This is a genomic window from Nannocystis sp. RBIL2, from assembly GCF_026626745.1.
Classification (GTDB): Bacteria; Myxococcota_A; Polyangia; order Nannocystales; family Nannocystaceae; genus Nannocystis.
The window spans coordinates 1,153,339-1,177,541 of the sequence record NZ_JAPNJW010000001.1 but is presented as its reverse complement, the minus strand read 5'-3'; the positions used below and the strand labels follow the sequence as shown (position 1 = coordinate 1,177,541).

Below are 24,203 nucleotides of genomic sequence, written 5' to 3'. Positions count from 1 at the left end.
GCGCACCAAGGGCGGCCCGGGCAATGGTGCTCGGGCCGCCCCCGTCCAATTCAGGGCCCTGACGCGCGGACTCGAGCGTGACGCAGAGTTCGGGGACATGCCCTGAAGAACATGCCCGTCGGGACATGGCTCGGGCGACATGCGCCTCGGGGCATGTCCCGGAGTTCAGGTCGCCGGGGCGCCCCGCTCGGGCACGAAGCGCAGCGACAGGCCGAGCAGCACCGCCGCCGCGGCGATGACGGTGCGGTCGTCGAGGCGCTCGCCGTGCCACAGCGCGGCGGTCGTGGCGGCGACGATGAACTGGACGTTGATGAACAGCCCGACCAGCGAGGTCGGCAGGCGCCGCAGGGCGTAGAGGTTGAGGATGTAGGCGAGGGCGGTCGGACCGACGATGACGAGCGCGCCGAGCAGCCAGACGTGGCTCGGCACCGCGGCGAGGTCGATGGCCGCGACCGCGGGCAGGCCGACGACCGCGATCATCGGCAGCGAGCAGGCGTAGATCGCCGCCGACAGGATCAGCGGGTCGGTGGTCTCCGAGACGCGCTTCGACAGGGCGATGAACAGCGAGTAGGCGCCGGCGTTGCCGCAGATCAGCAGGTCGCCGCACAGGACGGTGTCGCTGAAGCGCGCCGCGACCTCGCCGTCGCGGGTGCGCAGCCAGGCACCTGTCCCGACGGCCAGCTGGTCGACGCCGAACAGGGCGGCGATGCCGACGACCCCGAGCGCGACGCTGACGAGCTTGCGCCGGGTGAGCCGCTCCTGGCCGAGCAGGACCCCGAGCGCGAGCGTCTGCGCCGGCACCGTGGCCATGACCAGGGCGCCGTGGACGGCCGTCGAGCGCTGGATGCCGGCGTTGAACAGCAGCTGGTTGAGGACCACGCCGAGCAGGCCGAGCACGGCGAGGAGGCCCCAGCCGCGCCGCGGCCAGGTCTTGCGCAGGACCAGCGCGACGCCGACGAGCAGCACTGCGCCGCCGAACTGGCGGATCGTGGTCCACGCGATCGGGTCGAGGTACGCGGTGATCTCGCGCGCCGCGCTGTAGTGGGTGCCGAACAGGAGCTGCACGCCGATCAGCGCGGCGACGGCCCTGGCGGTGTCCTGGCCCGGAGATGCTTGCAAGTCGCGAGACGGTAGCGGACGCGGTGGTCGCGGTCGATGTCGGCGCGAGGCCTACGCGACTCGTCGCCCGATGCGAGGCTCACGAGCGCGAAGGCCCACGGGTCGCGGCCGCATGCAGAGGCGAGCGCGGCGCGCGGCGCGAGAACGACGACGAGCTGCGCGCAGTCGCGGCCGCCGCGGGAGCGGGTCGACGCCATGTCGCTTTGCCTCCAGGGAGACAGAGCGGCCAGGGACGCGTCGGCTCGGCCAATCACCACAGTCGTCCGACGAGCCCCGGGGCGGTGCCACCATTCGCCGATGCCGGCGCGGGCTCGAGAAAGGGCGAGGGTGCGAGGCCAACGAGGCGAGATGCCCGCGTCCGCGGATGCATGCGCAAAAGCGCCCCGGATCCCGCGATCCGGAGCGCCTCTTTGCTTCGCAAGAAACATGTCCCGAAGGACATGTCTTTTGGAGAAGACTACTTGTGGAGCTCGCCGCGGCGCAGGCGCTTGTACAGCTCGAAGGCCTCGCGGATGACGACCAGCGCCTCGGCGGTGCCGAGGATGTCGTCGATGACGACGGTCTTGTTCTCGAGGATCTTGTAGTCCTCGAAGAAGCGCCGGACCTCGCGCATGACGTGGTGCGGCAGCTGCGACTGATCGGTGTATTCGTTGAACCAGGGGTCGTGGGTGCTGACGGCCACGATCTTGTCGTCGATGCCCTTGTCGTCGCGCATGCGCATGACGCCGATCGGGCGGGCAGTGACGATGCAGAGCGGGTGGACCGGGCTCTGCTGCAGGACCAGGATGTCGAGGGCGTCGCCGTCGTCGCAGTAGGTGCGCGGGATGAAGCCGTAGTTGGCAGGGTAGTGGACCGCGCTGAACAGCACGCGGTCGAGGCGGAGGAAGCCGGTCTCCTTGTCGACCTCGTACTTGTTCTTGCTGCCCTGCGGGACCTCGATCACCGCCGGTACGTGAGGGAGTTGGCCTTCGTCGACATAGATGTCGTGCCAAGGATGCATCGCGCGGAGCGTGGTGCGGACCCCGGCCCCCTGTCAAGCAATCGTGCGCGGAGGGCCGCGTGCAGGGCCGCGGCGACGTCGAGGCCGTCGCCGCGGAGGATCGGTCTCACACGGCTCCGGCGCCGGACGCGGCGAGATCGCGCGCCGACGTCAGCCGCGCAGCTGCAGCCGCTTGAGCGCCTGTCGCAGGCCCTCGCCCGACATCTCGGCGGCCCGCGCGGCCTTGGCCTTGGTCGGGTGCTGTGCGAGCAGGCTGGTGAAGTAGAGCCGCTCGAACTCGTCGACCGCGCGATCGTGCGGGAGCAGGAGCAGGCCGTCGTGGGCCACGGCTCGCCGCGCGCTGACTTCGGGCGCGAGCGACAGGTCGTCGGCGGTGATCTCGGGGCCGTCAGCCATAACGTGGGCCCGCTCGATGACGCTCTTCAGCTCGCGCACGTTGCCGGGCCAGGCGTGGGCCTGCAGCGCGGCGCGGGCCGCCTGCGCCAGCCGCCGTGGCTCGCTCGCGCCGGCGCAGCGGCGGAGGAACAGCTCGGCGAGCAGGACTGCGTCTTCCTCGCGCTCGCGCAGGCTCGGCACCTCGACGCGCACGTCGGCGATCCGGAAGAACAGGTCCTGGCGGAAGCGGCCCTCGGCGACCATCGCCCGCAGGTCGCGGTGGGTGGCGCACAGGACCCGCACGTCGACCTTGCGCGGGCTGCGTTCGCCGACCCGCACGACCTCGCCCTCCTGGATGACGCGCAGCAGCTTGGCCTGCAGGTCGAGCGGGAGCTCGCCGATCTCGTCGAGGAAGATGGTGCCGCCGTCGGCCTCCTCGAAGCTGCCGGGGCGGTCGCCGACGGCCCCGGTGAAGGCGCCCTTGCAGTGGCCGAACAGCAGGCCCTCGGCCAGCTCGCGCGGGATCGCGGTGCAGTCCTGGACGATGAACGGCCCGGCCTGTCGCGACGAGCGGTGGTGCAGCGCTCGCGCGACCAGCTCCTTGCCGGTGCCGGTCTCGCCGCCGATCAGCACGCGCAGGCGATCGCCGCGGGTGGCCAGGCGCTCGAGCGTGGAGAACAGCTCGCGCATGGCGGCGCTGCGCCCGTACAGCTCGTCGAAGCGATCGATCGCCGGCAGCGCGACCTGGACGTCGTCGGTGCCGAGCAGGCGAAAGGTCGACTGCCCGGCGCGGAACACGGTCTGCGCGGTCAGCCAGACCTCGCGCACGCGCACCTCGCCGACGTGGACGCCGTTGGTGCTGTCGAGGTCGCGGAGCAGCAGGCCGCGCGGGGTGACGGCGATCTGGAAGTGGTTGCCGCTGATGTGCGTGTCGGTCAGGACGATGTCGTTGACCGCGTCGCGCCCGGCGGTGATGAGCCGCCGGTCGGACAGATCGACGTGGAACTCCTTGCCGCGGTCGGGGCCGTCGAGGACGCGCAGGTTGACCCGCCCGAGCCGCTGATAGCTGCGGGAGAAGTGCTGGACGGCGGCGGTCGGCTCGAGCGGTTTCTCGCGGGAGTTGCTCACTGCGAAAACGATGACTCCGGCCCGCAGGGTAGCACGCGGCCGCGCAGACCGGCTAGAGCGGCCTCGGGACAGGTCCTTCGGGACAGGTGAGCGCGCGGCGGAGGCGCGAGCGACGGCGCAGCCGCGGACGCTCAGGCCGGCTCGATCCGGGCCGGGTCGGGCGTGCTGGCGTAGAGGCGAGCGACCTCGGCGGCGCGGCGGCGGAGGACCGCGCGCTGATTGATATAACCCTTGTCGGTGATCTCGCCGGCGTCGATCGCGGGCGGCTCGGCGAGGACGACCGCGGCGGCGAGCTTGCGGCTGCTGCTGCCGGGGTTGGCGGCGTTGTGGGTCGCCAGCGCGGCGGCCAGGTGGGCGCGGATCTGCGGGTCCTCGGCGTACCTGTCCGCAGGGACATCCGGGGCGATCGCGCGGCAGCCGTCCGGGCTCAGGAACACCAGCGCGGCGGCGGCGGAGCGACCTTCGCCGGCGATCACGACGTCCTGCACGACCGGCGCGGCGGCGGCGATGAAGGCGACCCGCAGCGCGCCGGCGCTGACCCACGTGCCGCTGGTGAGCTTGAAGTCCTCGGCGACGCGGCCATCGAACACCACGCCCTTGCGCGGGTCGGTCGGGTCGGCGAGGCGGCCGGCGTCGCCGATGCAGTAGTAGCCCTCGTCGTCGAAGGCCGCGGCGGTGAGCTCGGGCTCGCGGTGGTAGCCCGGGGTGACGTTGGGCCCGCGCACCCGCAGCTCGAGCTTGCCCTCGCGCGGGACCAGCTTGAGCTCGCAGCCGGGCGCGGGCAGGCCGATGATGCCTGCGTGGTCGATGGGGAAGTGGACGCTGGTGACGAGCGGCGACGTCTCGGTCGAGCCCCACGCCGACGTCATGAGCACGCGCCCGGCCGCGCCGGCCAGCTCGGCGACCGCGGCCAGGCGGGCCCACAGGTTGGGCGGCAGGGCGGCGCCGGCGTAGAAGATGACGTCGAGGCGCGAGAAGAACCGCGCGCGCAGGTCCGCGTCGCGCTCGAGGTAGGGCAGCAGCACCTCGAAGCCGCGCGGGACGTTGAAGTAGAGGGTCGGCGGGACGGCGCGCAGGTTGGCGACGGTGCGCTCGATGAGCCCGGGCGCCGGCTTGCCCTCGTCGACGTAGAGCGAGCCGCCGTGGTAGACGGCCATGTTGAAGTTGTGGTTGCCGCCGAAGGTGTGGTGCCACGGCAGCCAGTCGACCAGCACCGGCGGGCGCGCGCGCAGGAACGGCCAGCACTGGGCGATCGCCTGCTGGTTGGAGCACAGCATCCGCTGGGTGTTGATCACGCCCTTGGGCCGGCTGGTCGAGCCGGAGGTGAACAGGATCTTCGCCACGGTGTCGGGGCCGGTGGCGGCGTGGGCGGCGTGGGCGTGCTCCAAGGAGCATGTCTCGGAGAGCATGTCCGAGAGGACAGTCTGCGCTGGGCCGGGGGCCTCGCCGACCACCGCCGGGCAACCGACCGCCGCGAGGGCGCGGGCGAAGCGGGCCCCGTCGGCGGCGAACACCAGGCCGGGCTCGACCTGGACGGCGATGTGGCGCAGGTTCTCGAGGTCCTGCGAGACCAGGCTGTAGGCCGGGGAGACCGGGACCGCGGGCACGCCGACGTACATGGCCGCGAGCTGCAGCAGGGCGTTGTCGACGCCGTTGTCGGACAGCAGCATCAGCGGGCGCGCGGCCGAGAGCCCGCGCGCCAGCAGAGCGGCGCCGAGGCGGCGGATCTTGGCCCACGCCTCGCCGTAGGTCAGCTCGAACAGCTGCCCGCCGCGCCGCTCGCCCAGCAGGACGCGCTCGGGTGCGGCCTCGGCCCAGCGGCGCAGCGCGGCCGCCAGCGTGGTCGGGTAGGGCAGCAGCGGCTGCGGCGAGCGCAGCTCGATCACGCCGCTCTCGCGGTAGGTGACGACGACCTCGGCGGGCGCGAGCTCGAGCGAGAGGTGCTTGGGGTCAGTCATGGCTCCTCGGCGCGGTGAGGGACGACGGGCTGGCGGTCATGGTGCGGCGCGGGGTCCGGCGGCCGGCGAGCGCGCGAGGGCTCGGTCGGGCGGCTCGGCGCCGACATGCTGATGGTCGAAGGGACATGCTCGGAGGGACATTCCTGTTTGAACATGGCCTTCGGAGCATGCACGATGGGACAGCCTCAGCCGCAGGCCCAGCGGCCGAGGGTCTGGAGGCCGTCCCGGCCGCGGGACTCGAGCGACAGCGAGAAGCTGTCGTCGCCGTAGGTATTGAGGTAGAGCTCGCGCGGGCCGTCGCCGTCGAGGTCGAGGGCGCCGAGCAGGGCGTAGCGCTCGCGGGTGTCGGTGCGCGAGCGCAGCAGCACGGGCGCGCCGGCGGGCGGGACGAGGAACAGGCCGCTGAAGCGGAGGTTCGCCTCCTCGTCCTTGGGGTCGGGGACGACGACCGCGACGATCTCGTCGGGGCTGCCGTCGCCGTCGAGGTCGAGGCTGGCGCGCTGGTCGATGCGCGGCTTGATGGCCTTGAGGCCAGGCGCCGCGGCGGCCACTGCCTCGGCGATCCGGGTCCGCAGCTCCTTGGGGGCGTCGCGGTCGACCTCGGCCGGCGGGGTCGGCGTGACGTAGACGAGGCCGTCCTTGAGGCTCGCCGGCACCACCGCGTCGCCGCGCAGGGCCTCGGCTGGGGCGTCGATCACGAGCGTGGGCTCCGGCGAAGTGACCCCGGGACAGGCAGCGACTGCGCGGCTCACGACCTTCGCGGCCGCGCCGCTCATCAGCCACACGTCGGTGCCGACGGGCGCGAGGTCGAGGCAGTCGGCGCCGCCGGCGAATTGCTTGCTGGCGTCGAGGAAGCAGGCGAGCGGCGAGAGGCCGAACTCGCTGGCGACGAGCAGCGCGCGGCCGATCGGCGGCGGCGGGGTCTCGGGCTCGGGGGCAGGCGCGGGTGCGGGCGCCGGCGCGGGAGCGGGCGGAGGAGGCGGCGCTTCACCGCCGCAGCCGACGAGGGACGAGACGAGCAGCGCGAGCGGGACGGACCTCATGGCCGCGGCACGATACCATGTCCGGCAGCCGGCCCGCGGCCGCCCGGAGGCGAGTGGCAAAAGACGGTGCCGACTGTCCGCGGAAGGCTTGCATGGCGAGCGGGCCGCGGCGCCGCTGGCTCGTGGCGGCAGCAGGTCGGCGACGCCAAGCCTTCGAGCAGGACGAGCGGACGGCGGCGACGGTCGCTCGCCATGAGAAGCCTGCGGTGATGCGGTGCTCTGCGCGCAAGAAGACCGGACGCTGGCGATGGCCGCTGGCCAGCAGTCCGCGGCAGCGGGTCGGCGACGCTGCGCGCGTAATGAAGATCGGGCGGCGACGGCCGCTCGCTAGAAGCCGGCTTGCAGCTGCAGCCGCATCTGGTCGGCGACGCCGGCGGGCACGCCCGGGCCGTACTGGCGGAAGTAGTCGAGCTGCAGCTTGAGCGAGTGGCGATAAAAGTAATAGTTGAGGCCGACGCCGTACTCGTCGAGGCGACCGATGCTGGTCTCGACGCGCCGGGAAGGGCGCACGCCGGACGAGCGGGCGGTGACCTCGAGGCGGGTGCGCGGGATGAAGAGGCCCATCTGCGCCGTCCAGCCGACGCCGTTGCGCGCGGCTTCGACGGGGATCGGCTCGCCGAGCGTGTCCTTCGCGTCACCCGGCAGGCGCCAGCCCTGACGCCAGTAGAAGTCGAGCAGCAGCGACATGCCGGCGACCTTGAACATGAGGTCGACCGTCAAGTTGTTGCTGCGCATCGTGCCGCCGTCGGCGAAGGTCGTGCCGCTGATGGCGCGAGTGCGGTGGTCGCGGTCGCTGAAGGCGTACGCGGCGCCGAGGGCGAGGCGCGGGGTGGCCTTGCGTTCGAAGTCGGCCTCGCTGTAGTCGTCGAACATGCCGAAGGGCAGGTAGTCGACGCGGGCCATGTACGTCAGGCCGAAGTCGCTGGCCTTGTAGTAGTCGTAGCCCTCGCCCATGAACACGCCGGCGAAGTAGCGCAGCTTGCCGAGGCCGGCGACGTCGGGCGAGCTCACCTGCACGCCGATGTCCTGGTCGAGGGTGAACTCGTAGCTGGCCGACGAGTTGTCGACCATCTGCAGCTTGGCCAGCGGGGCCATGCGCTGGCGCGCGTACGGCACGAAGAAGAAGCCGGCCTGGACGTTGGCGTGGCGGAAGCGGGTCCAGGTCGTGTACCACTGGAAGATCGGCGGGCGACGCGGCGTGCCGTCCTTGAACCCGAGGTCCTTCGGCGCGAACATCAAATGCACGTAGTAGCCGACGTGCGGCGAGAAGATGTTGCCCGAGAGGATCAGGCGCGCGCGCCTGAACTCGAGGCTGCTCGACCACGGCTCCATCCCGGCGGCGGGGATCGCCTCGCGCCGGACCGTGGCCAGCAGCTGCGCCCACAGGTTGAAGTTGATGGTGAAGCGGCGGTCCGGCGTGGCCAGCTCGATGCCCTTGCCGGGCCGCCACGTGGCGTTGCCGACCGGCGTCTCGGCCTGCCGCTGGGCCTCGCCCGCGGGCATCCAGGCGGGCGGCGGTGGGGGGGGGCCGCTCGGCTTGGGCAGCACCGGCGCCGGCGGGTTGGCCCACGCCCGGCCTCCCGCGACGAACACGACCAGCGCGGCGGCGTACCGGAGCGAAGCGAGAGGACGCATGCGTCGACGCGAATACACCCGAAGCGAAGGGCGCGTGTCAAGCATTCACTTAACGCGCGCGTTCGCGGGCTCGGTCGCGTTTGCGACCCCTCGCGCGACGCCTGGCCTAAAGGCCAGATCCGCTGTCCTGCGCCTCCGGCTCGTGGGGCTCGTCCTCGTGCTCGCGCACGCTGTGGGTCGGGCTGCCGTGCGAGTGGTGCCCGCCTTCGCGGCCGATCTCGGCCATGTGCTCGCGGTCCTGGCTGACGGTCTCGCCGCCGCGGCGGCCGATCATCGCCATGTGCTCGCGGTTCTGACTGACGGCCTCGCCGCCGCGGCGGCCGATCATCGCCATGTACTCGCGGTTCTGACTGACCGCAGCTCCGCCTCGCCGGCCGATGTTCGCCATGTGCTGCCGGTCCTGGCTGACGGTCTCGCCGCCGCGGCTGGCGATCACGCGCTGCCTGTCCGGGTCCATACCTGCGAATCCGCGGGCGTCGCCGCGGCCCTTACCTCGATTGCTCGACATCGCTTCTACTCCTGCGTATAGCGAGGGGGCGCGGCCGGACAGGCCGATGGGTCTCGTCCCTCGCGGGTCGACTCGCAGCGTGTGCGATGTTGACCCAGCCGCAAGTGCAGCGGTGCGGCCGCCCGGCGGCAGGTTCGCCGGCCCGCGGGCGGCGGAATCACATGTCCCTTTCGACATGTCCGAAGAGTCTTTCTACGGTTCCGCGCGGGCGGGAACTTTTGCCGCTTCGAGCCGTCACAGGGCGGCCTCGTATGACCCCGCGCATCTCGTCGTCCGCTGCTCTCGTCGCCTCGCTGCTCGCGTGCAAGAACTCCGGTCCGGCCGACCCCGAGCCCGCGCTCCCCGAGGCAGACATGCTCGCGGCCTTCGATCCCGCGGCCCTCGTCGATCGTCCGGGTGCGCCGCCGAGGGTTTCCACGGGCGCAGCTCTCGCCGTCCTCGACTACGCGCCGCAAGGAAGGACCGCGGGTGGCGCCGCGATCAAGGTCCGCTTCAACCAACCGGTGGTCGCGCTCGGCGTCGAGCAGATCCCCGACGTCTCGCGCTTCCTCTCCTTCGATCCGCCGCTCAAGGGCGACGCGTCGTTCCAGACCCCCGACCTGCTGGTCTTCCACCCCGCGGAGCCGCTGCAGGACGCCAGCACGTACACGGTCCGCTTCGCGCCCGGGCTGGTCGGACTCGACGGTCAGCGGCTGGACAAGGGCGTCGAGTGGACGTTCGAGACGCCGCGGCCGGAAGTGCTCGGGGCCGACCCGCTCCACCGCAACGACTCGTCGCCGCCGGCCTCGCGCCGCGACACCCCGTTCGTCGTCAGCTTCGATCACCCGACGACGCTCGCCGAGGTCCGCGCCCACCTCATGGCGACCGCACGGCCGCTCGCTCGCGAGGATGCGAAGCCGGCGCCGGTGCAGCTGCAGATCCGCGAGGCCACCGCCGCGGAGCGCGACCGGGCCGGGTACTACGGCTACGAGCCCCGCGAAGATCGCGGGCGCTACTTCACGGTCCGCCCGCAGGGGCTGTGGCCGGGCGACAGCGAGGTGGTGCTGGCGGTCACACCGGGGCTGATCGGCCGCCGCGGCCCGCTGCCGCTCGAGACCCCGTGGGAGATGGCCTTCGAGACATACGGCCCGCAGGCGGTGGTCTCGCTGCCGTGCGGCGAGGAGACCCGCTGCGGGCTCGAGTCGATGCAGATCGGCCTGCGCAACCCGGTGCGCGAGGGGCAGGCCCGGCACGTCTCGGTAAGCCCGCGGCCGAAGTCGCTGCAGATCGAGGTCACCGACGCCTACGACGAGTCGGGCGGGACCAACCTCGAGATCTGGGGCCAGTTCGTGCCCGGCACCACGTACACTGTCTCGATCGCGCCTGGCCTGAAGGACATCTACGGCCAGACCCTGGCGGGCGGCTTCAAGCACACCGTGGTGGTCGAGCGCAGGCCCGAGCTCGATCTGTCGAGCGACAAGGGCACGCTGCTGCCGGGGCGCAAGCAGACGGTCGGGATCGAGGCGCGGTTCCTCAAGTCGGTGCGGGTGCGCGCGGCGGTCCTCGACGAGCTCGAGCTGGCGCGCCAGGCGTGGCAGGGCGTGGCGATGCCTGCCGGCGCGAGCGAGCGGACGGTCGCGCTCGAGCCGAAGGGCGCCGGCGGCTGGGCCTCGATCGCGCTCGACGTCGCCGACCTGGTCGCGGGCAAGCGCGGGGCGGTGCTGGTCGAGGTGTCGCCGGGCGATCTGACGGCCAACGCCGACCGCGAGCGGCCGGACGCCGTGCGCGGGCTCTATCGCCTGACCGACCTCGGACCGGTGGTGATCGACTCGCCGACGCAGGCGGTGGTGCAGGTGCTGCGCCTGTCGGACAGCACGCCGGTGGTCGGGGCCACGGTCGCGCGCGTGGTGCAGGCCGGCGACGAGCTGACGACCCGCCCGCTCGGCACGACCGGCGCCGACGGCCTGCTCGCGCTGCCACCTGTCTCGGAGTACATGTCCAAGGGGATCGTCAAGGACGGCGAGGGCTCGCAGGCGCAGCGGCTCGTGATCGTCGACCCGGCCTCGGGCGACCGCACCGCGATCGCGGCCGGCGAGGTGCCGGCGGCCGAGAGCCTGACCGCCGACCTCCGCCCGCACGAGCGGGTGATCGCCCGCATCGTCGCCGACCGCGGCGCCTACCGCCCGGGCGAGAAGGTCAAGGTGGTCGGCTGGTCGGCGATCGAGACGCCGCACCGCCAGAGCGGCCTGAAGCACCTGGCCCAAAAGACAGAGGCTGTGTTCACCCTCACCGATCCGCGCGGCGCCGAGGTGGCGACGCGCAGGGTCAAGACGACCTCGGAGGGCAAGTTCTGGGCCGAGCTCGAGCTGCCGGCCGGGGCCGCGCTGGGCCGCTACTCGGTCACCGCGAAGGTCGGCGGCGCCGAGGCGCGCGAGACGGTCAAGGTCGAGGATTATCGCGTGCCCGAGTTCCAGGTCGCGGCCAGCGTGGCCCGGCCCGACGTGATCGCCGGCGACGCGGCCGGGCTGCGCGTCAACGCCAGCTACTACTTCGGCGGGGCGGTGCCGATCGTCAATCTGACGCGCTACGCGAGCTGCATGCCGCACCGCTGGCGCCCGCCGGGCCTCGACGCGAGCTGGGCGGTCGGGCGGCCGGTGCCCTACCGCATCCGCGCGCAGCACGGCTCGCGGGAGGGCAGCCGGCCCGATCCGGCGGCCAAGCCCGGCTTCATGGACGTCGCGGTCCCGCTGACGCTCGCCGCGGCCGACTATCCGCACCGCTGCACGATCAGCGCCGAGGTCCGCGACGCCAGCAACCAGGCGGTCGGCGCCGAGACGCAGGTCCAGGTCCACCCGGCCGACTTCTACCTGGCGATGGCGCTGCCCGCCCGCTACCGCAACCTCGGCGACCGCGTCGAGGTGCCGATCCGCGCGGTCGACCTCGCCGGCGAGCGCGTGGCGGTGTCTGGCGTGAAGGTCATGGTCGAAAGGACATGGTCGGAAGCGAAGGAGCGCGCCGAGGGCGGGCGCATGGTGTTCGACGGCTACGTCGACAAGACCGAGAAGGTCAAGACGTGCGAGCTGACGCTCGCGGCCGAGGGCGCCGACGCCCAGTGCGCGCTGCCTCCGCTCAAGGAGGGCAGCTACGAGCTGCGCGTCGAGACGACGACCGCCGACAAGCGGCTGGTCGCGAGCGCGGGCAACTTCCGGGTCGCGGGCAGCCGGCGCGCGTGGAAGCCGACGGCGCAGGAGAAGACGCTGTCGCTCGCGACCAGCGTGCAGAAGGTGACCCCGGGCGAGTCGGTCGACGTCGCAGTGCACGCCCCGTGGCAGGGCGGGCGCGGCGTGCTGGTGCTCGATCGCAAGGGGTTGCGCGAGTTCCAGCCGTTCTCCTTCACCGGCGCCGACGGGGGCACCGCGAGCTTCCGCTTCACCGCCGACGACAGCTGGACGCCGCAGGTGCACGTGCGCGCGTTCGTGGTCGCGCCGATGGATCCGCGGCGGCGGCCGCAGCGGCCCGAGGTGCTGAGCGCGAAGGCGGCCGTGGCCCAGGGCAGCGAGCACCGGCGGCTCGAGGTGCGCGTCGAGGCGCCGACCAAGGCCGGGCCGGGCGAGAAGATCGAGCTGGCGGCGTTCGTGCGCGACGCCGCGGGCGAGCCGGTGGCCGGCCGCGTCGCGCTGTGGGCGGTCGACGAGGCGGTGCTGGCGTTGACCGACTACGAGGTCCCCGACCTGCTGCCGAGCTTCGTGCCCGGCGGCGACGCCGGCACGACCTCGTACGACGACTACCGCGCGGTGCTGTGGCCGTACACGCCGATCCACGACGACCCGTGGCTGAGCGGCTCGTGGGGCTACGGGCGCGGCTACGGGGCGGGCTACGGGCGCGGCGGAGGCCACGCGGGCGTGCTCGTGGGCGCGGCCGGGGGTCTGCCGCCGGCGCGCGAGCGGTTCGAGACCACGCCGGTGTTCCTCGCCGACCTCGCGGCCGACGCGGCCGGGGTGGCGCGCACGAAGGCGCTGCTGCCCGAGAACCTGACGACGTTCCGGATCTTCGCGCTGGCCTCGGCGCGCCTCGAGGACAAGACGTCGCCGGGCCGCTTCGGCGTCGGCGACGCGCGCACCACGGTGACCACGCCGTTCATCGTCCGCGCCGCGGGGCCGCGCCAGCTCCGCCCCGGCGACGCGGCCGAGGTCGCGGCGATCGTGCAGAATTTCACCGACGTGGCCGGCAAGGCCGCGGTCGAGCTGGTGCTGCACGATGATACAGGTACGAAAGGACAGGACCTCATGGCCATGTCCGGAAAGACAGCCGAGGTCGAGGTCCCGGCCGGCGGGCAGGTGCGGGTGCCGTTCACGATCCGCGCCGACGCGGTCGGCGAGGCCAAGCTCGAGCTGCGGGCGGTGCTGAAGGCGGGCGCGGGTCAGGCCGGCCGCGACGCGGTCAAGCTGGCGCTGCCGGTCGAGCCCGAGCGCACCCTGACCGAGAAGGTGGCGATGTACGGCAGCCTGGCCGACGACCGCGCGATCGCCATCCCGATCAAGATGCCGGGGGCGGTGCGGCCGGACGTCGGCGGCGTGTCGGTGTCGGCCAGCTCGAGCCTGCTCGGCGGGCTCGAGGACGCCGCCGACGCGCTGCTCACCTATCCGTACGGCTGCGTCGAGCAGACCTCGAGCCGGCTGCTGCCGGTGGTCTCGCTGCTGGCGCTGCACGGCACGTATCCGCTCGGGCTGCGCGAGGACCCGCAGGTGTTCGTCAAGGCCGGAGTCGAGCGGATCCTGGCGATGCAGACCCCCTCGGGCGGGTTCGCCTACTGGCCCGGCGGCGACGAGGTCCACCCGTACGCCAGCGGCTACGCGACGTGGGTGCTCGGCCTGGCGGCGCGCGCCGGCTACCCGGTGCCGGCCGCGGCGCTGGAGAAGGCCCTCGATGATCTGGAGGACCGTCTGCCGCCCGCGGATGCGCCGCAACGGTGGTCGGGCGAGCTCGAGCGCCACGCCCTGGCGCTGCACGTGCTGGCCGAAGCCGACCGCTTCAAGCGCGAGCACGTCGACGCGCTGTTCGCCCGCCGCGGCGACCTGCCGGCCTACGGGCGCGCGTTCCTGCTGATGGCGATGCACCGCGCCGACCCGCAGCGGCCCGAGGTTGCGACGCTGACGCAGGAGCTGCTGGCGGACCTCGAGGAGCTGCCGGCGACGGCCCACGTGCTCGAGCGCGACGACGGGTCGGGCGGGCGGTACTTCCACTCCGACGGCCGCAGCGACGCGATCATCCTGTCGGCGCTGCTGCGGGCCCGGCCCGAGCACGCGGTGATCGAGAAGCTGGCCCGCGGCCTGCTCGAGCGGCGGATCGGCGGGACGTGGCGCAACACCCAGGAGAACGCCTACGCGCTGGTCGCCATCACCGACTACGCCCGCGTCCGCGAGGCCGATCCGCCCGACTTCGTCGGCCGCGCGTGGGTCGGAAGGAAACCTGTCTTCGAGGCCAGCTTCCTCGGCCGCGACCTCAAGGGCCAGGAGGCGACCGCGAAGATGCCCGACATCCTGAAGCCGGCCCGCGCGGGCGAGCCCGTGGCCGCGAGCGCGCCGCTCACCGTGGTCCTGCAGCGCCAGGGGCAGGGCCGCATGTACTACCGGCTCGGCGCCGAGTGGGCGCCGGCCGAGCCGAACCCGCCGGCGCGCGAGCACGGGCTCGAGATCCGCCGCGAGCTGCGCCTCGGCGACGGCGCGCTGAACGGCCGGCCGATCGCGATCGGCGACGCGGTGGCGATCGACCTGACGCTGAGCGCGCGCACGCGGATCCGCTACGTCGCGCTCGAGGTCCCGCTGCCGGCCGGGCTCGAGGCGGTCCAGCGCGACCTCGGCAAGGGCCAGGCAGCCGCGCGGCTGTCCGGCTCGCGCGGGTGGTGGACCTCGCACGAGGAGCTGCGCCGCGATCGCGTGGTGGTGTTCGCCGACGATCTGCCCCCGGGGACCCATCACCACACCGTCTTCCTGCGGGCGACCAGCCGCGGCGACTTCTCGCTGCCGCCGGCGCACGCCGAGGCGATGTACATGCCCGAGGTCTGGGGCCGCTCCGAGGGCGCCCGCGTGACCGTGCGCTGAGGGCTGGATCCCACAACGTTCGCCGGCCGCCACGGGCGGCCGCGAACGTCGCTTGTCGGCCTGGAGCGCTCGAGGTAGACGGGCGGCTGTGACGACCGCGAAAAGGCTCTTCTCCACCTTTCTCGGCTTGCTCCCGGCGCTCGCCCTCTCGCTCGGCGGGTGCAAGGACGACGACGCCACCCTCGACTCCGGCATCGACGGCGCCAAGCAGGGCGACGAGCTCACCGACGCCGAGAAGCGGCAGTTCTGCGAGGCCGCCGACGCCTACGGCGAGAAGGTGCTGTCGGAGGAGGAGTTCGCCGGCGCGACGTGCACGCTCAAGGCGATCAATGACGCGCTGAACGCCGACGGCAGCGTCGACACCTGCAACGTGCTGCGACAGAGCTGCCTCGCCAACAAGCCCGAGACCGAGCCCGAGGGCGACTGCGACCTCGGCATCGATTGGTCGACCTGCCAGGCGACGATCGCCGAGATCGAGGCCTGCTACCAGGAGTTCAGCGCCGGCTTCGCGGCCCGCATGCGCTCGTTCTCGTGCTCGAAGATGGCCGAGTACGCCGAGACGCCACCGACTCAGGAGATCGAGGTCGGCCCCGACTGCAGCATCGCCCGCGCCGAGTGCCCGACGGTCATGGGCGGCGGCTGACGGGGCTGTCCCGAGAGGCAGGTGATCTGTCCCGAGGGGCAGATGATATGTCCCGAAGGGCAGGCACGATGGCGCTTCAATGCGCCTGTCCTGCGGGCCAGGCGAGGTCGACCTGCACCGCCAGGTGGTCCGAGCCGAGCGCCGGGCCGAGCGCCCGCGCGGCGGTCACCAGCGCGGGGTCGTGGAGGCAGTGGTCGATGGCGATCCGCGGCAGCAGCGGGCCCACGGGCCAGCTCGCCTGCAGGCCGAAGCCGCGCTGAGAGTCGACCAGGCCGCCGTCGGCCAGGAGCCGGCGCAGCGGGGCGCTGAACGGCGAGGCGTTGAGGTCGCCGACGATCACCGGCACGCGTCCCGCGTCCCGCTGCTCGCCGGCCCAGGCGGCCGCGCGCGCGAGCTGGGCGTCACGCCGCTCGGCGTAGTCGCGGCTGACCGGCGGCAAGGTGTGGACGGCGAGCACGGCGATCCGGCGCCCCTCCAGCGCGAGCTCGGCGGCCAGCGCGGGGATCCCCGGGACCAGCTCTTCGCGCCATGTGCGAACGACCATGTCCCGAAAGACATGTCGCACGAGCAGCGTCATGCCGAAGTTGTCGGCCCGCGGGACCGACTCGAGCGCGACGTGGTCGGGCAGAGCCGCCAGCGCGGCCGCCCAGCCGGCGTCGACCTCCTGGACGACCACGACGTCGGCGGCGGTGTCCGCCAGCCAGGCGACCGCCTCGGGCTTGCGCCGGTTGCTCGACAGGCCGTTGAAGTGGACCAGGCGCAGCGCCGGGACCCCGGCGGCGGGCGGGCGCGCCAGCCAGAACGGCGCCACCTGCCACAGCTCCGCCAGCAAGAGGATCGCGGCGGCGATGACGAGGCGACGGCGGCGGAGCGCGGCCGCGACGACCAGCGCGAGCGCGGCGGCGGCGACGTACCACGGGCGGAAGTGGCTGGCGAGGTCGAGCCGCCAGTCGAGCCCGCCGAGGTGGCCCGCCAGGCTGAAGAGACATGTCCCGACGACCAGGACGAGCACGAGGCCCGCGAGCAGGCGCGCGCTCGCGCGAGCGGGGCGGGAGTCGGACGCGGAGGGTCGGGCAAGCCCGCGGACTCTACTGCATGTCGTCGATGCGCGCCCGTCCGCGGTCCGGATCTGCGGAGCGGTCCGCGTACGCTCGCCGAGATGTCCCGAGGGACAGGTTCATCTCGCCCTCGTCACTCGCTGCGCGCGGCCTCGTCGGGCTGGAGCCCGCGCAGCAGGGCGGCGGCGTGCGCTTGCAGGGCCGTGGCGAAGTCGAGGCGCAGCGGGCCGATCGTCGGGCACGTCAGGGTCGCCGCCAGCTCGGGCGCGGGGTGGGTCATCTGGTGCAGGCCGACGGCGGCGGCGTGCAGGTGGAGGAAGAACCGCAGGCCCTCGCCCGCGCGCAGGGCCGGGCAGCGGCGCTCGAGCAGCGCGGCGGTCTGCAGCATCTGCTGCAGCATGGCGCGGCGCCACGCCAGCACCACCGCCGGCGCCACGTTGTGCTCGAGCACCGCGTGCTGCAGCGCGAGCAGCCGGGCCAGCCGGACTCGCCCGGCCAGCGAGCGAGCCAGCAGCTCGGCCAGCGCCTCGGCGTCGACCGGCGCGGCGCCGGCGGTCAGCGCGGCCTCCACCTCGCCGAGCCACTCGCCGAGCTGCTCGAGGGCGAGCTGCAGGAACAGCTCCTCCTTGGTGGCGAAGTAGAGGTAGACTGTCCCTTTGGCCAGGTTGGCGCGGCGGGCGATGTCGGCCACCGTCACCGCGTTGTACGGCATCTCGTCGAACGCCTCGGCGGCGGCGCACAGCAACACGCGCCGCCGCGATTGCTTGTCCGCGTCGGCCCGCGCGCGTCGCTTCGGCGGGACTTCTACCATCTCCAGTGAGCAACACGTTGAAGGACGCCGCCGCCGGAGTCAACCTGCGTAGATCCGTTCGCAGCCGCAGTTCAGATGTCCCGAGGGACAGGTCACTCGCGCTCCGACGTTCGCTGTCTGCGCGCTTAGTTGCGTTCAGCTGTCAATTCGGACATCGTCCCGCGCATGCTTTCACCACGCGGCGAGCGGATCATCGACATCGGCGGCGCGCGGCTCTCCGCGCTGTGCTTCGGCCCCGAGGACGGTGTTCCGGTGCTGGCGATGCACGGCTGGCTCGACAACGCGGCGAGCTTCGAGCGGCTCGCGGAACGCCTTTCCGGCGTCAATCTGGTGGCCCTCGATCTCGCCGGGCACGGCCTGTCCGAGCGGCGCGCCGACGGTGTCTACGTGTTCCTCGACTACGTCGCCGACGCGTCGCTGGCGATCTCGGCGCTCGGCTGGTCGCGCTGCGTCGTGGTCGGCCACTCGCTCGGGGCCGGCGTCGCGGCCCTGCTCGCTGGGACATGTCCCGAACAGGTCGCGAAGCTGGTCCTGCTCGAGGGCCTCGGGCCGCTCACCAACCCCGACGAGGCCGCGCCGAAGCAGCTGCGCGAGGCCCTGCACGCGGAGCAGGCCGCCCGCGCGCGCGAAGAGCACGTCGGCTATCCCGACGCCGAACACGTCGCGCAGCGGCTGGCGAGCGCGACCGGCATGCGCGTCGACTCGGCGCGGATCTTGCTGCACCGCGGGCTGGAGGTGCACGAGGGCCGAGTCCGCTGGCGGGCCGATCCCCGCCTGCGCCTGCCTTCGCGTCAGCGCCTGACGGAGGCGCAGGTGCGGTCTTTCTTCACTGCAGTGGCGTGCCCGACCCTGGTCGTGCGCGGCATCCCGGGCATGGCGTTCGACGAGGCGCTGCTGCAGGAGCGGCTGGCCCTGCTCGCCGGCGCCGTGCTCGCCGAGGTGCCCGGAGGCCACCACGTCCACCTCGACGAGGCCGCGGCGGTGGCTGCGATCGTCGGTCCGTTCGTGACGTCGGCGTGATCGCCAGCGTGACAGTGTTCTGCGCGCGCTCCGCGCTGTGTGGCGGCGAGTCCCCGCGATCCGAAGTTGGCCGCCGATCCGACCCGCGATACCCTGCGCCCGGATACGCCCATGGGTGAACAAAACATCTCCACGTCCGACGACGACCAGCTGCGCAATTTCATGAAGAAGCTCCTCGACGACGTGGTCGCGCTCGAGATGCTGCTCGAGACCGATCGCTTCGAGACCGGCGTGCGTCGGGTCGGCGCCGAGCAAGAGATGTTCCTCGTCGACCGCAGCCTGCGCCCCGCCTCCGTCGTGATGGAGGTGCTCGAGCGGGCCCAGGATCCGCGCCTCACCACCGAGCTCGCGCGCTTCAACCTCGAGGCCAACCTGTCGCCGCAGGTGTTCAACGCCGCCTGCCTGCGCCGCATGGAGGACGAGCTCAACGAGGTCGTCGGGGTCGCCCGCGACGCCGCGCGCCACTGCGGGGCCGACATCCTGCTGACCGGCATCCTGCCGACGCTGCGCAAGGCCGACCTCGGGCTCGACAACATGACGCCCAAGCCGCGCTACCTCGAGCTCAACCGCACCCTGCGGCGGCTCCGCGGCGACGACTTCCACGTGCTGATCCGCGGCATCGAGGAGCTCGAGACGACGCACGACAACGTGATGCTCGAGTCGTGCAACACGAGCTTCCAGGTCCACTTCCAGGTCAGCCCGCGCGAGTTCGCCAAGTTCTACAACCTCGCCCAGGCGGTCACCGGGCCGCTGCTGGCCGCGGCCGTCAACTCGCCGGTGCTGCTCAAGCACCGCCTGTGGCACGAGACGCGCATCGCCCTGTTCGAGCGCTCGGTCGACACGCGCTCGCAGATCCGGGTCGACCGCGCCGCGCGCCCGCGCGTCCACTTCGGCGACGGGTGGATCCAGCAGAGCGTGCTCGAGATCTTCCGCGAGGACATCGCCCGCTTCCGGATCCTGATCGCCAACGCGATCGACGAGGACCCGATGCAGGTGATCGAGCGCGGCGGGATCCCGCAGTTCGGCGCGCTGCGCCTGCACAACGGCACGGTGTACCGCTGGAACCGCGCCTGCTACGGCCTGAGCGGCGACAAGGCCCACCTGCGCATCGAGAACCGCGTGCTGCCGTCGGGCCCGACTGTCCTCGACGAGGTCGCCAACGCGGCGTTCTTCTTCGGCATGATGGCCGCGCTGGCCGAGGACGAGCGGCCTGTCTTCAAGGACATGTCCTTCGAGGACGCCAAGAGCAACTTCTTCAACGCCGCGCGCGACGGCCTCAAGGCCCAGCAGGTGTGGAAGGGGCGGACGATGTCGGCGCAGGAGCTGATCCTGAACGAGCTGCTGCCGACGGCCCGCTGGGGCCTGCAGCACGTCAAGGTCGACGGCAGCGACATCGACCGCTACCTCGGCACCATCGAGGAGCGCGTCCGCAAGGGCACCACCGGCTCGCAGTGGATGCTCAACTCGCTGCACGCGATGGGCGAGCAGGGCACCTCGGACGTCCGCTACCGCACGCTGTCGTCGGCGATGCTCACCAACCAGAAGAGCGGCGCGCCGGTCCACACGTGGGAGACCGTGCGGCTCGAGGGCGAGCCGAAGACCTGGCGCGACTCGTACCAGACGGCCGGCCAGTTCATGTCGACCGACATCTTCACGGTCCAGCCGAGCGACATCATCGACCTCGCGGCCAACATCATGGACTGGAAGAAGATCCGGCACATCCTCGTCGAGGACGAGGAGGGCCGGCTGGTCGGCCTGCTGTCGCACCGGGCGCTGATCCGCATGGTCGCCCGCGGCGCCCGCGGGGCCCAGGACAACGCCACGGTCGCGCAGCTGATGGTCAAGAACCCGCTGACGATCGGCCCGGAGATGCCGACGCTCGAGGTGATGAAGCTGATGCGCGAGCGCGGCATCTCGTGCCTGCCGGTGATCGAGGGCGACAAGCTGGTCGGCGTGATCACCGAGCGCGACCTGATCGACGTGTCGGCCAAGCTGCTCGAGAGCTACCTGCGTGACTCTCAGCAGTAGCGCGCCGCCGTCTCCGCCGGCCGAGGGCCCGGGCGCGCGCCCACGCGTGCTCGGGCGCTACGACACCGGGCGCCCCGGGCCCACTGTGGTGTGCATCGGAGCCCTCCACGGCAACGAGCCGGCTGGCCTTTCGGCCATCTCGCGCGTGCTCGCCCGCCTGCGCGCGGACGACGTGCCGCTGCGCGGCCGGATCCTCGGCGTGACCGGCAACCGGCGCGCGCTGGTGGAGGGTCGGCGCTTCGTCGACCGCGACCTCAACCGCCGCTGGACCCCCGCGAACATCGCCCGGATCGCCCAGGGCACCGTCGAGACGGCCGAGGACCAGGAGACCCGCGAGCTGCTGGCGGTGTTCCTGCCGCTGCTGCGCCAGGGGCCGGTCAGCTTCATCGACCTCCACAGCACGTCGAGCTTGTCGACCCCGTTCTCGTGCATGGCCGACGTGCTGCGCAACCGGCCGCTGGCGCTGGCGCTGCCGATCCCGGTGGTGCTCGGGCTCGAGGAGGTCATCGAGGGCTCGATGCTCGGCTACCTGTGCGACCTCGGCCACGTCGGCGTGGCGGTCGAGGGCGGGCAGCACGACGACCCGCGCACGATCGACTTCCACGAGTCGGCGCTGCTGCTGATGCTGGTCGCCGCCGGCTCCCTCGAGCCGCGCCACGTGCCCGACCTCGCGGCCCACCGCGCCCGCCTCGCGGTCGTCAACGCCGGCATGCCGGCGGTCTGCGAGATCCGCCACCGCCACGTCGTGCGCCCCGAAGACGAGCCGTTCGTGATGGCGCCGGGCTTCGTCAACTTCCAGATCGTCGAGCGCGGCCAAGTCGTCGCCGACGACCGCCGCGGCCCGGTGCGCGTGCCCGAGACCGGCCTCATGATGCTGCCGCGCTACCAGGGCCAGGGCGACGACGGCTTCTTCATCGCCCGCCCGGTGACGCGCAACGCCCTGCGCCTGTCGGCGGCGCTGCGGACGCTGCGGCTCGACGTGCTGGTGCCGTACCTGCCCGGGGTGTCGCGCGACCCGAACCGCGCCGACCACTTCATCGCCGATCCGGCGATCGCCCGCATCGCAGTGAAAGAAGTATTCCACCTGTTCGGCTACCGCCACGAGCGCGCGCAGGCCGAGCAGCTGGTGTTCAGCCGCAGGAGCCCCGCGGCCCGCCCGGTGCTGCCCGCCGAGCTGGCGCCGCTGCTGCGCGCGAGCGAAGAGTCGACCGAAGGGTGAGGGGCCGGCGCTGAGCTCGCTGGCGCGGTTGCTGGTCCTCGGCATCGACGCTAGGCTCGCGCAGTGTTCGTCGAAGCGCTCCGCAGGCACCTCGAGCTGGCTCGACGGGGTTTGTTGTCGAGCCGACGCTTTCCGACGTGGCTCGACGACGTCCGCCGTGAAGCGCGAATGTTGGAGATTTTTGAAGTCGCCGAGCGTGAGCTTCCCGCCGAGCGGACGGAACAGAACAGCTTCCTGTCTATGTTGGACGAGTGGGACCCATCGTTCACGCGACGGCTTGTAGAAGGTCTCCTCGCCGAGCTGAACGCGGCGTCCCTCTTTTCGGGAAAGTCCGATGAAGACGAAGCGATCATCGACTATGCGGTGAGGAGGCAGCTCGCCTGGGCGGGGGTCATCGGGGAGGTAGAACCGTGGCCGACACTGGTCCGCGGGCGACGGATCGAGGCCTGCGCGGATCAGGCGACGGAGGTTGCGCGTGCTGAGGCGAAGGCGCTTTACGCGTTGTCCCTGCGCGGTTACTCCGAGGCGCTCCGTCTCACGCGGACGAGCCACGGGGAGACAAAACTTTGCCCGGCCGGGCTCATCTTCCTGGACTTGCGAGGGCGTGATGTGATGCGCTGGCTACTCGCGCTGGAGGTGTCCTCCGCGATGCATGCCGGAGATCCGTGGTGTATCGATGAGAGGCGCGCGAAGGCGTTGGCCAGCTCCAACGAGTCAGAACAGGTCCACGACGGGCATCCCTCGTGGCCCTGGGACTTCGACTATGCGCGTTTCGAGGCCTCAGGGCTGGTCCGCAGCGAGATCAAGGATCGACACTTCATCCGCTACGGAGCGACGCCGCTCGGCGTCGAGCTGTTCGGCGAACTGGAGCAGCCGTCCGGCGAGGCGCTGCGCTCGCTCGCACGCGCGACCCTCGCCGATGAAGCTCATGAGGTTCTGCACGGGCGTCCGCCTGTCATCTCGGAGGCGGCGGAGCTCGGGCGGCACACACGAATGGTCGCGCACGAGCTGCGCAACATCCTCGTGCCTGTGCAACTGACGTTGAAGCTGCTGCGGCGGCAAGGCAGCGGCGAGGCCTTCGTGACGGCGAATACGAACGCCCTCGACGATATCGCCGGCGGGCTCGAGCGGGCGTTGAGGTTCGCCACGGAGACTGCGCGCGCGATGGGCCAGAGCGTCAGTCGCGACGAGCTGTTCGCCGTCGAAGCGGCGGTGCGCGACGCCATCGTGGGCGTCCAAAAAGACCTTCGCCATGCCGTGGAGGTGTCCGTTGCGGACGGGATCGAGCGGGTCTATCTCCGAGGACGGCGGGAGCGGTTCGTCCTGGCCATCTTGAATCTTCTCCGCAACGCCTGTCAGGTCGGCGGCGTGGAGGTCCGGATCTTCGTCCGCGCAGAGTTAGCGACAGAGACGGGCGCTCGTCTCATCGTGCTCGTCGAGGATGACGGACCGGGGGTACCGGCCGAGCAGCGCTCCGCAATCTTCTCCGACGGTGTTTCTTTCCGTCCTGGTGGCAGCGGACACGGCCTCGCGCTGGTCCGTGAAGTCGTTGAGGATGAGCTGCGTGGGTCGATCCATTACGAGCCCAGTGCTCGAGGCGGCGCGCGGTTCGTCCTGCGCTTGCCGATCCCGCTCGAAGGAATCACATGACGCTGAGCCCCAAGATCCTGATCGTCGACGACGATCCGAGCTTCGTGCAGATCTACCTCGGCATCCTCAAGGAGGAGGGCTACTCGGCCGAGAGCGCTGCCTCGCGCGACGAGGCGCTGGGGAAGCTGGATGCGGGCGACTGGACCGCGGTGCTCCTCGATCAGCGACTGCGCGGCGCGGACGGGCCTGACAGCGGGCTCGATCTCCTCGAAGAGGTGTCCCGGCGCTCGCCCGGGGCCAAGGCGATCGTGGTCACTGGTTACGCTGACAGCCGGGCCGTCGAGCGGGCCTTCGAGCTCGGTGCCTACGATTATCTGGAGAAGAACGCGGTGCTCGATGCGCTGCTGCGGATCAAGCTGCGTAGCGCGTGGGAGAGCGTCCGTGCCCGCGACGCGGCCGCACTTCAGCGCGGCGAGCTCGACCGACAGCTGCGCGACACGTGGAACGCTTGCTTGCGCGAGACCGACAAGAACCGCAAGGGTGCGCTCCTCGAGGAGGTGCTCGACACGCTCTTCCGCACGATGCCGGGCTTCGTCGTCTTCAGTCGCAACCGCCGCAACGACATCGAGGAGATCGACCTCGTCGTTCGCATCGAGTCGAGCGATCCATTTTGGCGCGACGAGGGCCAGTACCTCCTGGTCGAGTGCAAGCACTGGAGCTCACCCGTGCCGCGCCACGAGTTCGACTCGCTGCGAGGAAAGATGAACCGTAAGCACAAGCGCTGCCGGCTGGGCGTCTTCGTCGCGTTGAACGGTTTCACCCAGCCCTTCCGAGCGATGGCGACGCTCGTCTCGAGCGAGAGCCACGACCTGGTGCTGCCGGTCGATCGAGAGCATCTGGAGCGGTGGATCGGCGCGAGCGATCGTGTGCAGTTTCTCAAGGACCTGCACGGCCAGGTGACGACCGCAGCGGATGCGAAGTAGCGGCG

At 71.9% G+C, this 24,203-nt stretch carries 16 protein-coding genes; 7 read left to right on the top strand and 9 right to left on the bottom strand.

Features of this window, described 5'->3' with window-relative positions; genetic code table 11:
* Positions 1-165: 165 nt before the first annotated feature.
* The 7 genes from OV090_RS04675 to OV090_RS04645 form a co-directional block, all read right to left on the bottom strand.
* Complete coding sequence (locus OV090_RS04675; RefSeq protein WP_267702260.1) at positions 166-1,119, bottom strand: DMT family transporter; 954 nt, start codon at positions 1,117-1,119, stop codon at positions 166-168.
* A 457-nt stretch (positions 1,120-1,576) separates the two neighbouring features.
* Positions 1,577-2,119 carry an inorganic diphosphatase gene (locus tag OV090_RS04670; protein ID WP_096332178.1) on the bottom strand — a complete coding sequence of 181 codons (543 nt, stop codon included), beginning with the start codon at positions 2,117-2,119 and terminating at the stop codon, positions 1,577-1,579.
* Positions 2,120-2,269: 150 nt separating this feature from the next.
* The gene (locus OV090_RS04665; RefSeq protein ID WP_267702259.1) at positions 2,270-3,622 is read right to left on the bottom strand and encodes a sigma 54-interacting transcriptional regulator; all 1,353 of its coding nucleotides are present in this window, start codon (positions 3,620-3,622) and stop codon (positions 2,270-2,272) included.
* Between the two features lie 131 nt (positions 3,623-3,753).
* Positions 3,754-5,580 carry a feruloyl-CoA synthase gene (locus tag OV090_RS04660; RefSeq protein WP_267702258.1) on the bottom strand — a complete coding sequence of 609 codons (1,827 nt, stop codon included), beginning with the start codon at positions 5,578-5,580 and terminating at the stop codon, positions 3,754-3,756.
* 185 nt (positions 5,581-5,765) lie between these two features.
* The gene (locus OV090_RS04655; protein WP_267702257.1) at positions 5,766-6,623 is read right to left on the bottom strand and encodes a hypothetical protein; all 858 of its coding nucleotides are present in this window, start codon (positions 6,621-6,623) and stop codon (positions 5,766-5,768) included.
* Between the two features lie 327 nt (positions 6,624-6,950).
* Positions 6,951-8,258 carry a porin gene (locus tag OV090_RS04650; RefSeq protein ID WP_267702256.1) on the bottom strand — a complete coding sequence of 436 codons (1,308 nt, stop codon included), beginning with the start codon at positions 8,256-8,258 and terminating at the stop codon, positions 6,951-6,953.
* 106 nt (positions 8,259-8,364) lie between these two features.
* Positions 8,365-8,766 (bottom strand): hypothetical protein, encoded by a 402-nt coding sequence (locus OV090_RS04645; RefSeq protein WP_267702255.1) that lies wholly within the window; start codon positions 8,764-8,766, stop codon positions 8,365-8,367.
* A gap of 251 nt (positions 8,767-9,017) precedes the next feature.
* Here OV090_RS04645 and OV090_RS04640 point away from each other — a divergent pair, with 251 nt between their 5' ends.
* Positions 9,018-14,846: an MG2 domain-containing protein gene (locus OV090_RS04640; protein ID WP_267702254.1), complete on the top strand. Its 5,829-nt coding sequence runs from the start codon at positions 9,018-9,020 to the stop codon at positions 14,844-14,846.
* A 127-nt stretch (positions 14,847-14,973) separates the two neighbouring features.
* Complete coding sequence (locus OV090_RS04635) at positions 14,974-15,489, top strand: hypothetical protein (RefSeq protein WP_267702253.1); 516 nt, start codon at positions 14,974-14,976, stop codon at positions 15,487-15,489.
* Between the two features lie 76 nt (positions 15,490-15,565).
* Here OV090_RS04635 and OV090_RS04630 read toward each other — a convergent pair whose 3' ends face one another.
* Together OV090_RS04630 and OV090_RS04625 are read right to left on the bottom strand one after the other, a co-directional pair.
* A complete protein-coding gene (locus OV090_RS04630) occupies positions 15,566-16,501 on the bottom strand; it encodes an endonuclease/exonuclease/phosphatase family protein (RefSeq protein WP_267702252.1) in 936 nt (311 codons plus the stop codon).
* A 179-nt stretch (positions 16,502-16,680) separates the two neighbouring features.
* Complete coding sequence (locus OV090_RS04625) at positions 16,681-17,358, bottom strand: TetR family transcriptional regulator (RefSeq protein ID WP_267702251.1); 678 nt, start codon at positions 17,356-17,358, stop codon at positions 16,681-16,683.
* A gap of 165 nt (positions 17,359-17,523) precedes the next feature.
* Between OV090_RS04625 and OV090_RS04620 the strand changes: the two genes are divergently transcribed.
* The 5 genes from OV090_RS04620 to OV090_RS04600 all read left to right on the top strand — a co-directional run bounded on the left by OV090_RS04620 (position 17,524) and on the right by OV090_RS04600 (position 24,198).
* Positions 17,524-18,378, top strand: a complete 855-nt coding sequence (locus OV090_RS04620) for an alpha/beta hydrolase (RefSeq protein ID WP_267702250.1) — start codon at positions 17,524-17,526, stop codon at positions 18,376-18,378.
* Between the two features lie 111 nt (positions 18,379-18,489).
* A complete protein-coding gene (locus OV090_RS04615) occupies positions 18,490-20,406 on the top strand; it encodes a glutamate-cysteine ligase family protein (RefSeq protein WP_267702249.1) in 1,917 nt (638 codons plus the stop codon).
* Complete coding sequence (locus OV090_RS04610) at positions 20,390-21,625, top strand: succinylglutamate desuccinylase/aspartoacylase family protein (protein WP_267702248.1); 1,236 nt, start codon at positions 20,390-20,392, stop codon at positions 21,623-21,625. Before OV090_RS04615 ends, OV090_RS04610 begins: the two co-directional genes overlap by 17 nt.
* Positions 21,626-21,688: 63 nt before the next feature.
* Positions 21,689-23,275 (top strand): sensor histidine kinase, encoded by a 1,587-nt coding sequence (locus OV090_RS50460; protein ID WP_267702247.1) that lies wholly within the window; start codon positions 21,689-21,691, stop codon positions 23,273-23,275.
* Entirely contained in the window at positions 23,272-24,198 is a 927-nt protein-coding gene (locus OV090_RS04600; RefSeq protein ID WP_267702246.1) for a response regulator, read from the top strand. Before OV090_RS50460 ends, OV090_RS04600 begins: the two co-directional genes overlap by 4 nt.
* Positions 24,199-24,203 lie beyond the last annotated feature (5 nt).

What these genes read in the sequence shown, in the direction of transcription:
- OV090_RS04670 (WP_096332178.1), bottom strand. Translation starts at nt 2,119, where the DNA reads ATGCATCCTTGGCACGACATCTATGTCGACGAAGGCCAACTCCCTCAC.
- OV090_RS04660 (WP_267702258.1), bottom strand. Translation starts at nt 5,580, where the DNA reads ATGACTGACCCCAAGCACCTCTCGCTCGAGCTCGCGCCCGCCGAGGTC.
- OV090_RS04655 (WP_267702257.1), bottom strand. Translation starts at nt 6,623, where the DNA reads ATGAGGTCCGTCCCGCTCGCGCTGCTCGTCTCGTCCCTCGTCGGCTGC.
- OV090_RS04650 (WP_267702256.1), bottom strand. Translation starts at nt 8,258, where the DNA reads ATGCGTCCTCTCGCTTCGCTCCGGTACGCCGCCGCGCTGGTCGTGTTC.
- OV090_RS04645 (WP_267702255.1), bottom strand. Translation starts at nt 8,766, where the DNA reads ATGTCGAGCAATCGAGGTAAGGGCCGCGGCGACGCCCGCGGATTCGCA.
- OV090_RS04640 (WP_267702254.1), top strand. Translation starts at nt 9,018, where the DNA reads ATGACCCCGCGCATCTCGTCGTCCGCTGCTCTCGTCGCCTCGCTGCTC.
- OV090_RS04625 (WP_267702251.1), bottom strand. Translation starts at nt 17,358, where the DNA reads ATGGTAGAAGTCCCGCCGAAGCGACGCGCGCGGGCCGACGCGGACAAG.
- OV090_RS04620 (WP_267702250.1), top strand. Translation starts at nt 17,524, where the DNA reads ATGCTTTCACCACGCGGCGAGCGGATCATCGACATCGGCGGCGCGCGG.
- OV090_RS04615 (WP_267702249.1), top strand. Translation starts at nt 18,490, where the DNA reads ATGGGTGAACAAAACATCTCCACGTCCGACGACGACCAGCTGCGCAAT.
- OV090_RS04600 (WP_267702246.1), top strand. Translation starts at nt 23,272, where the DNA reads ATGACGCTGAGCCCCAAGATCCTGATCGTCGACGACGATCCGAGCTTC.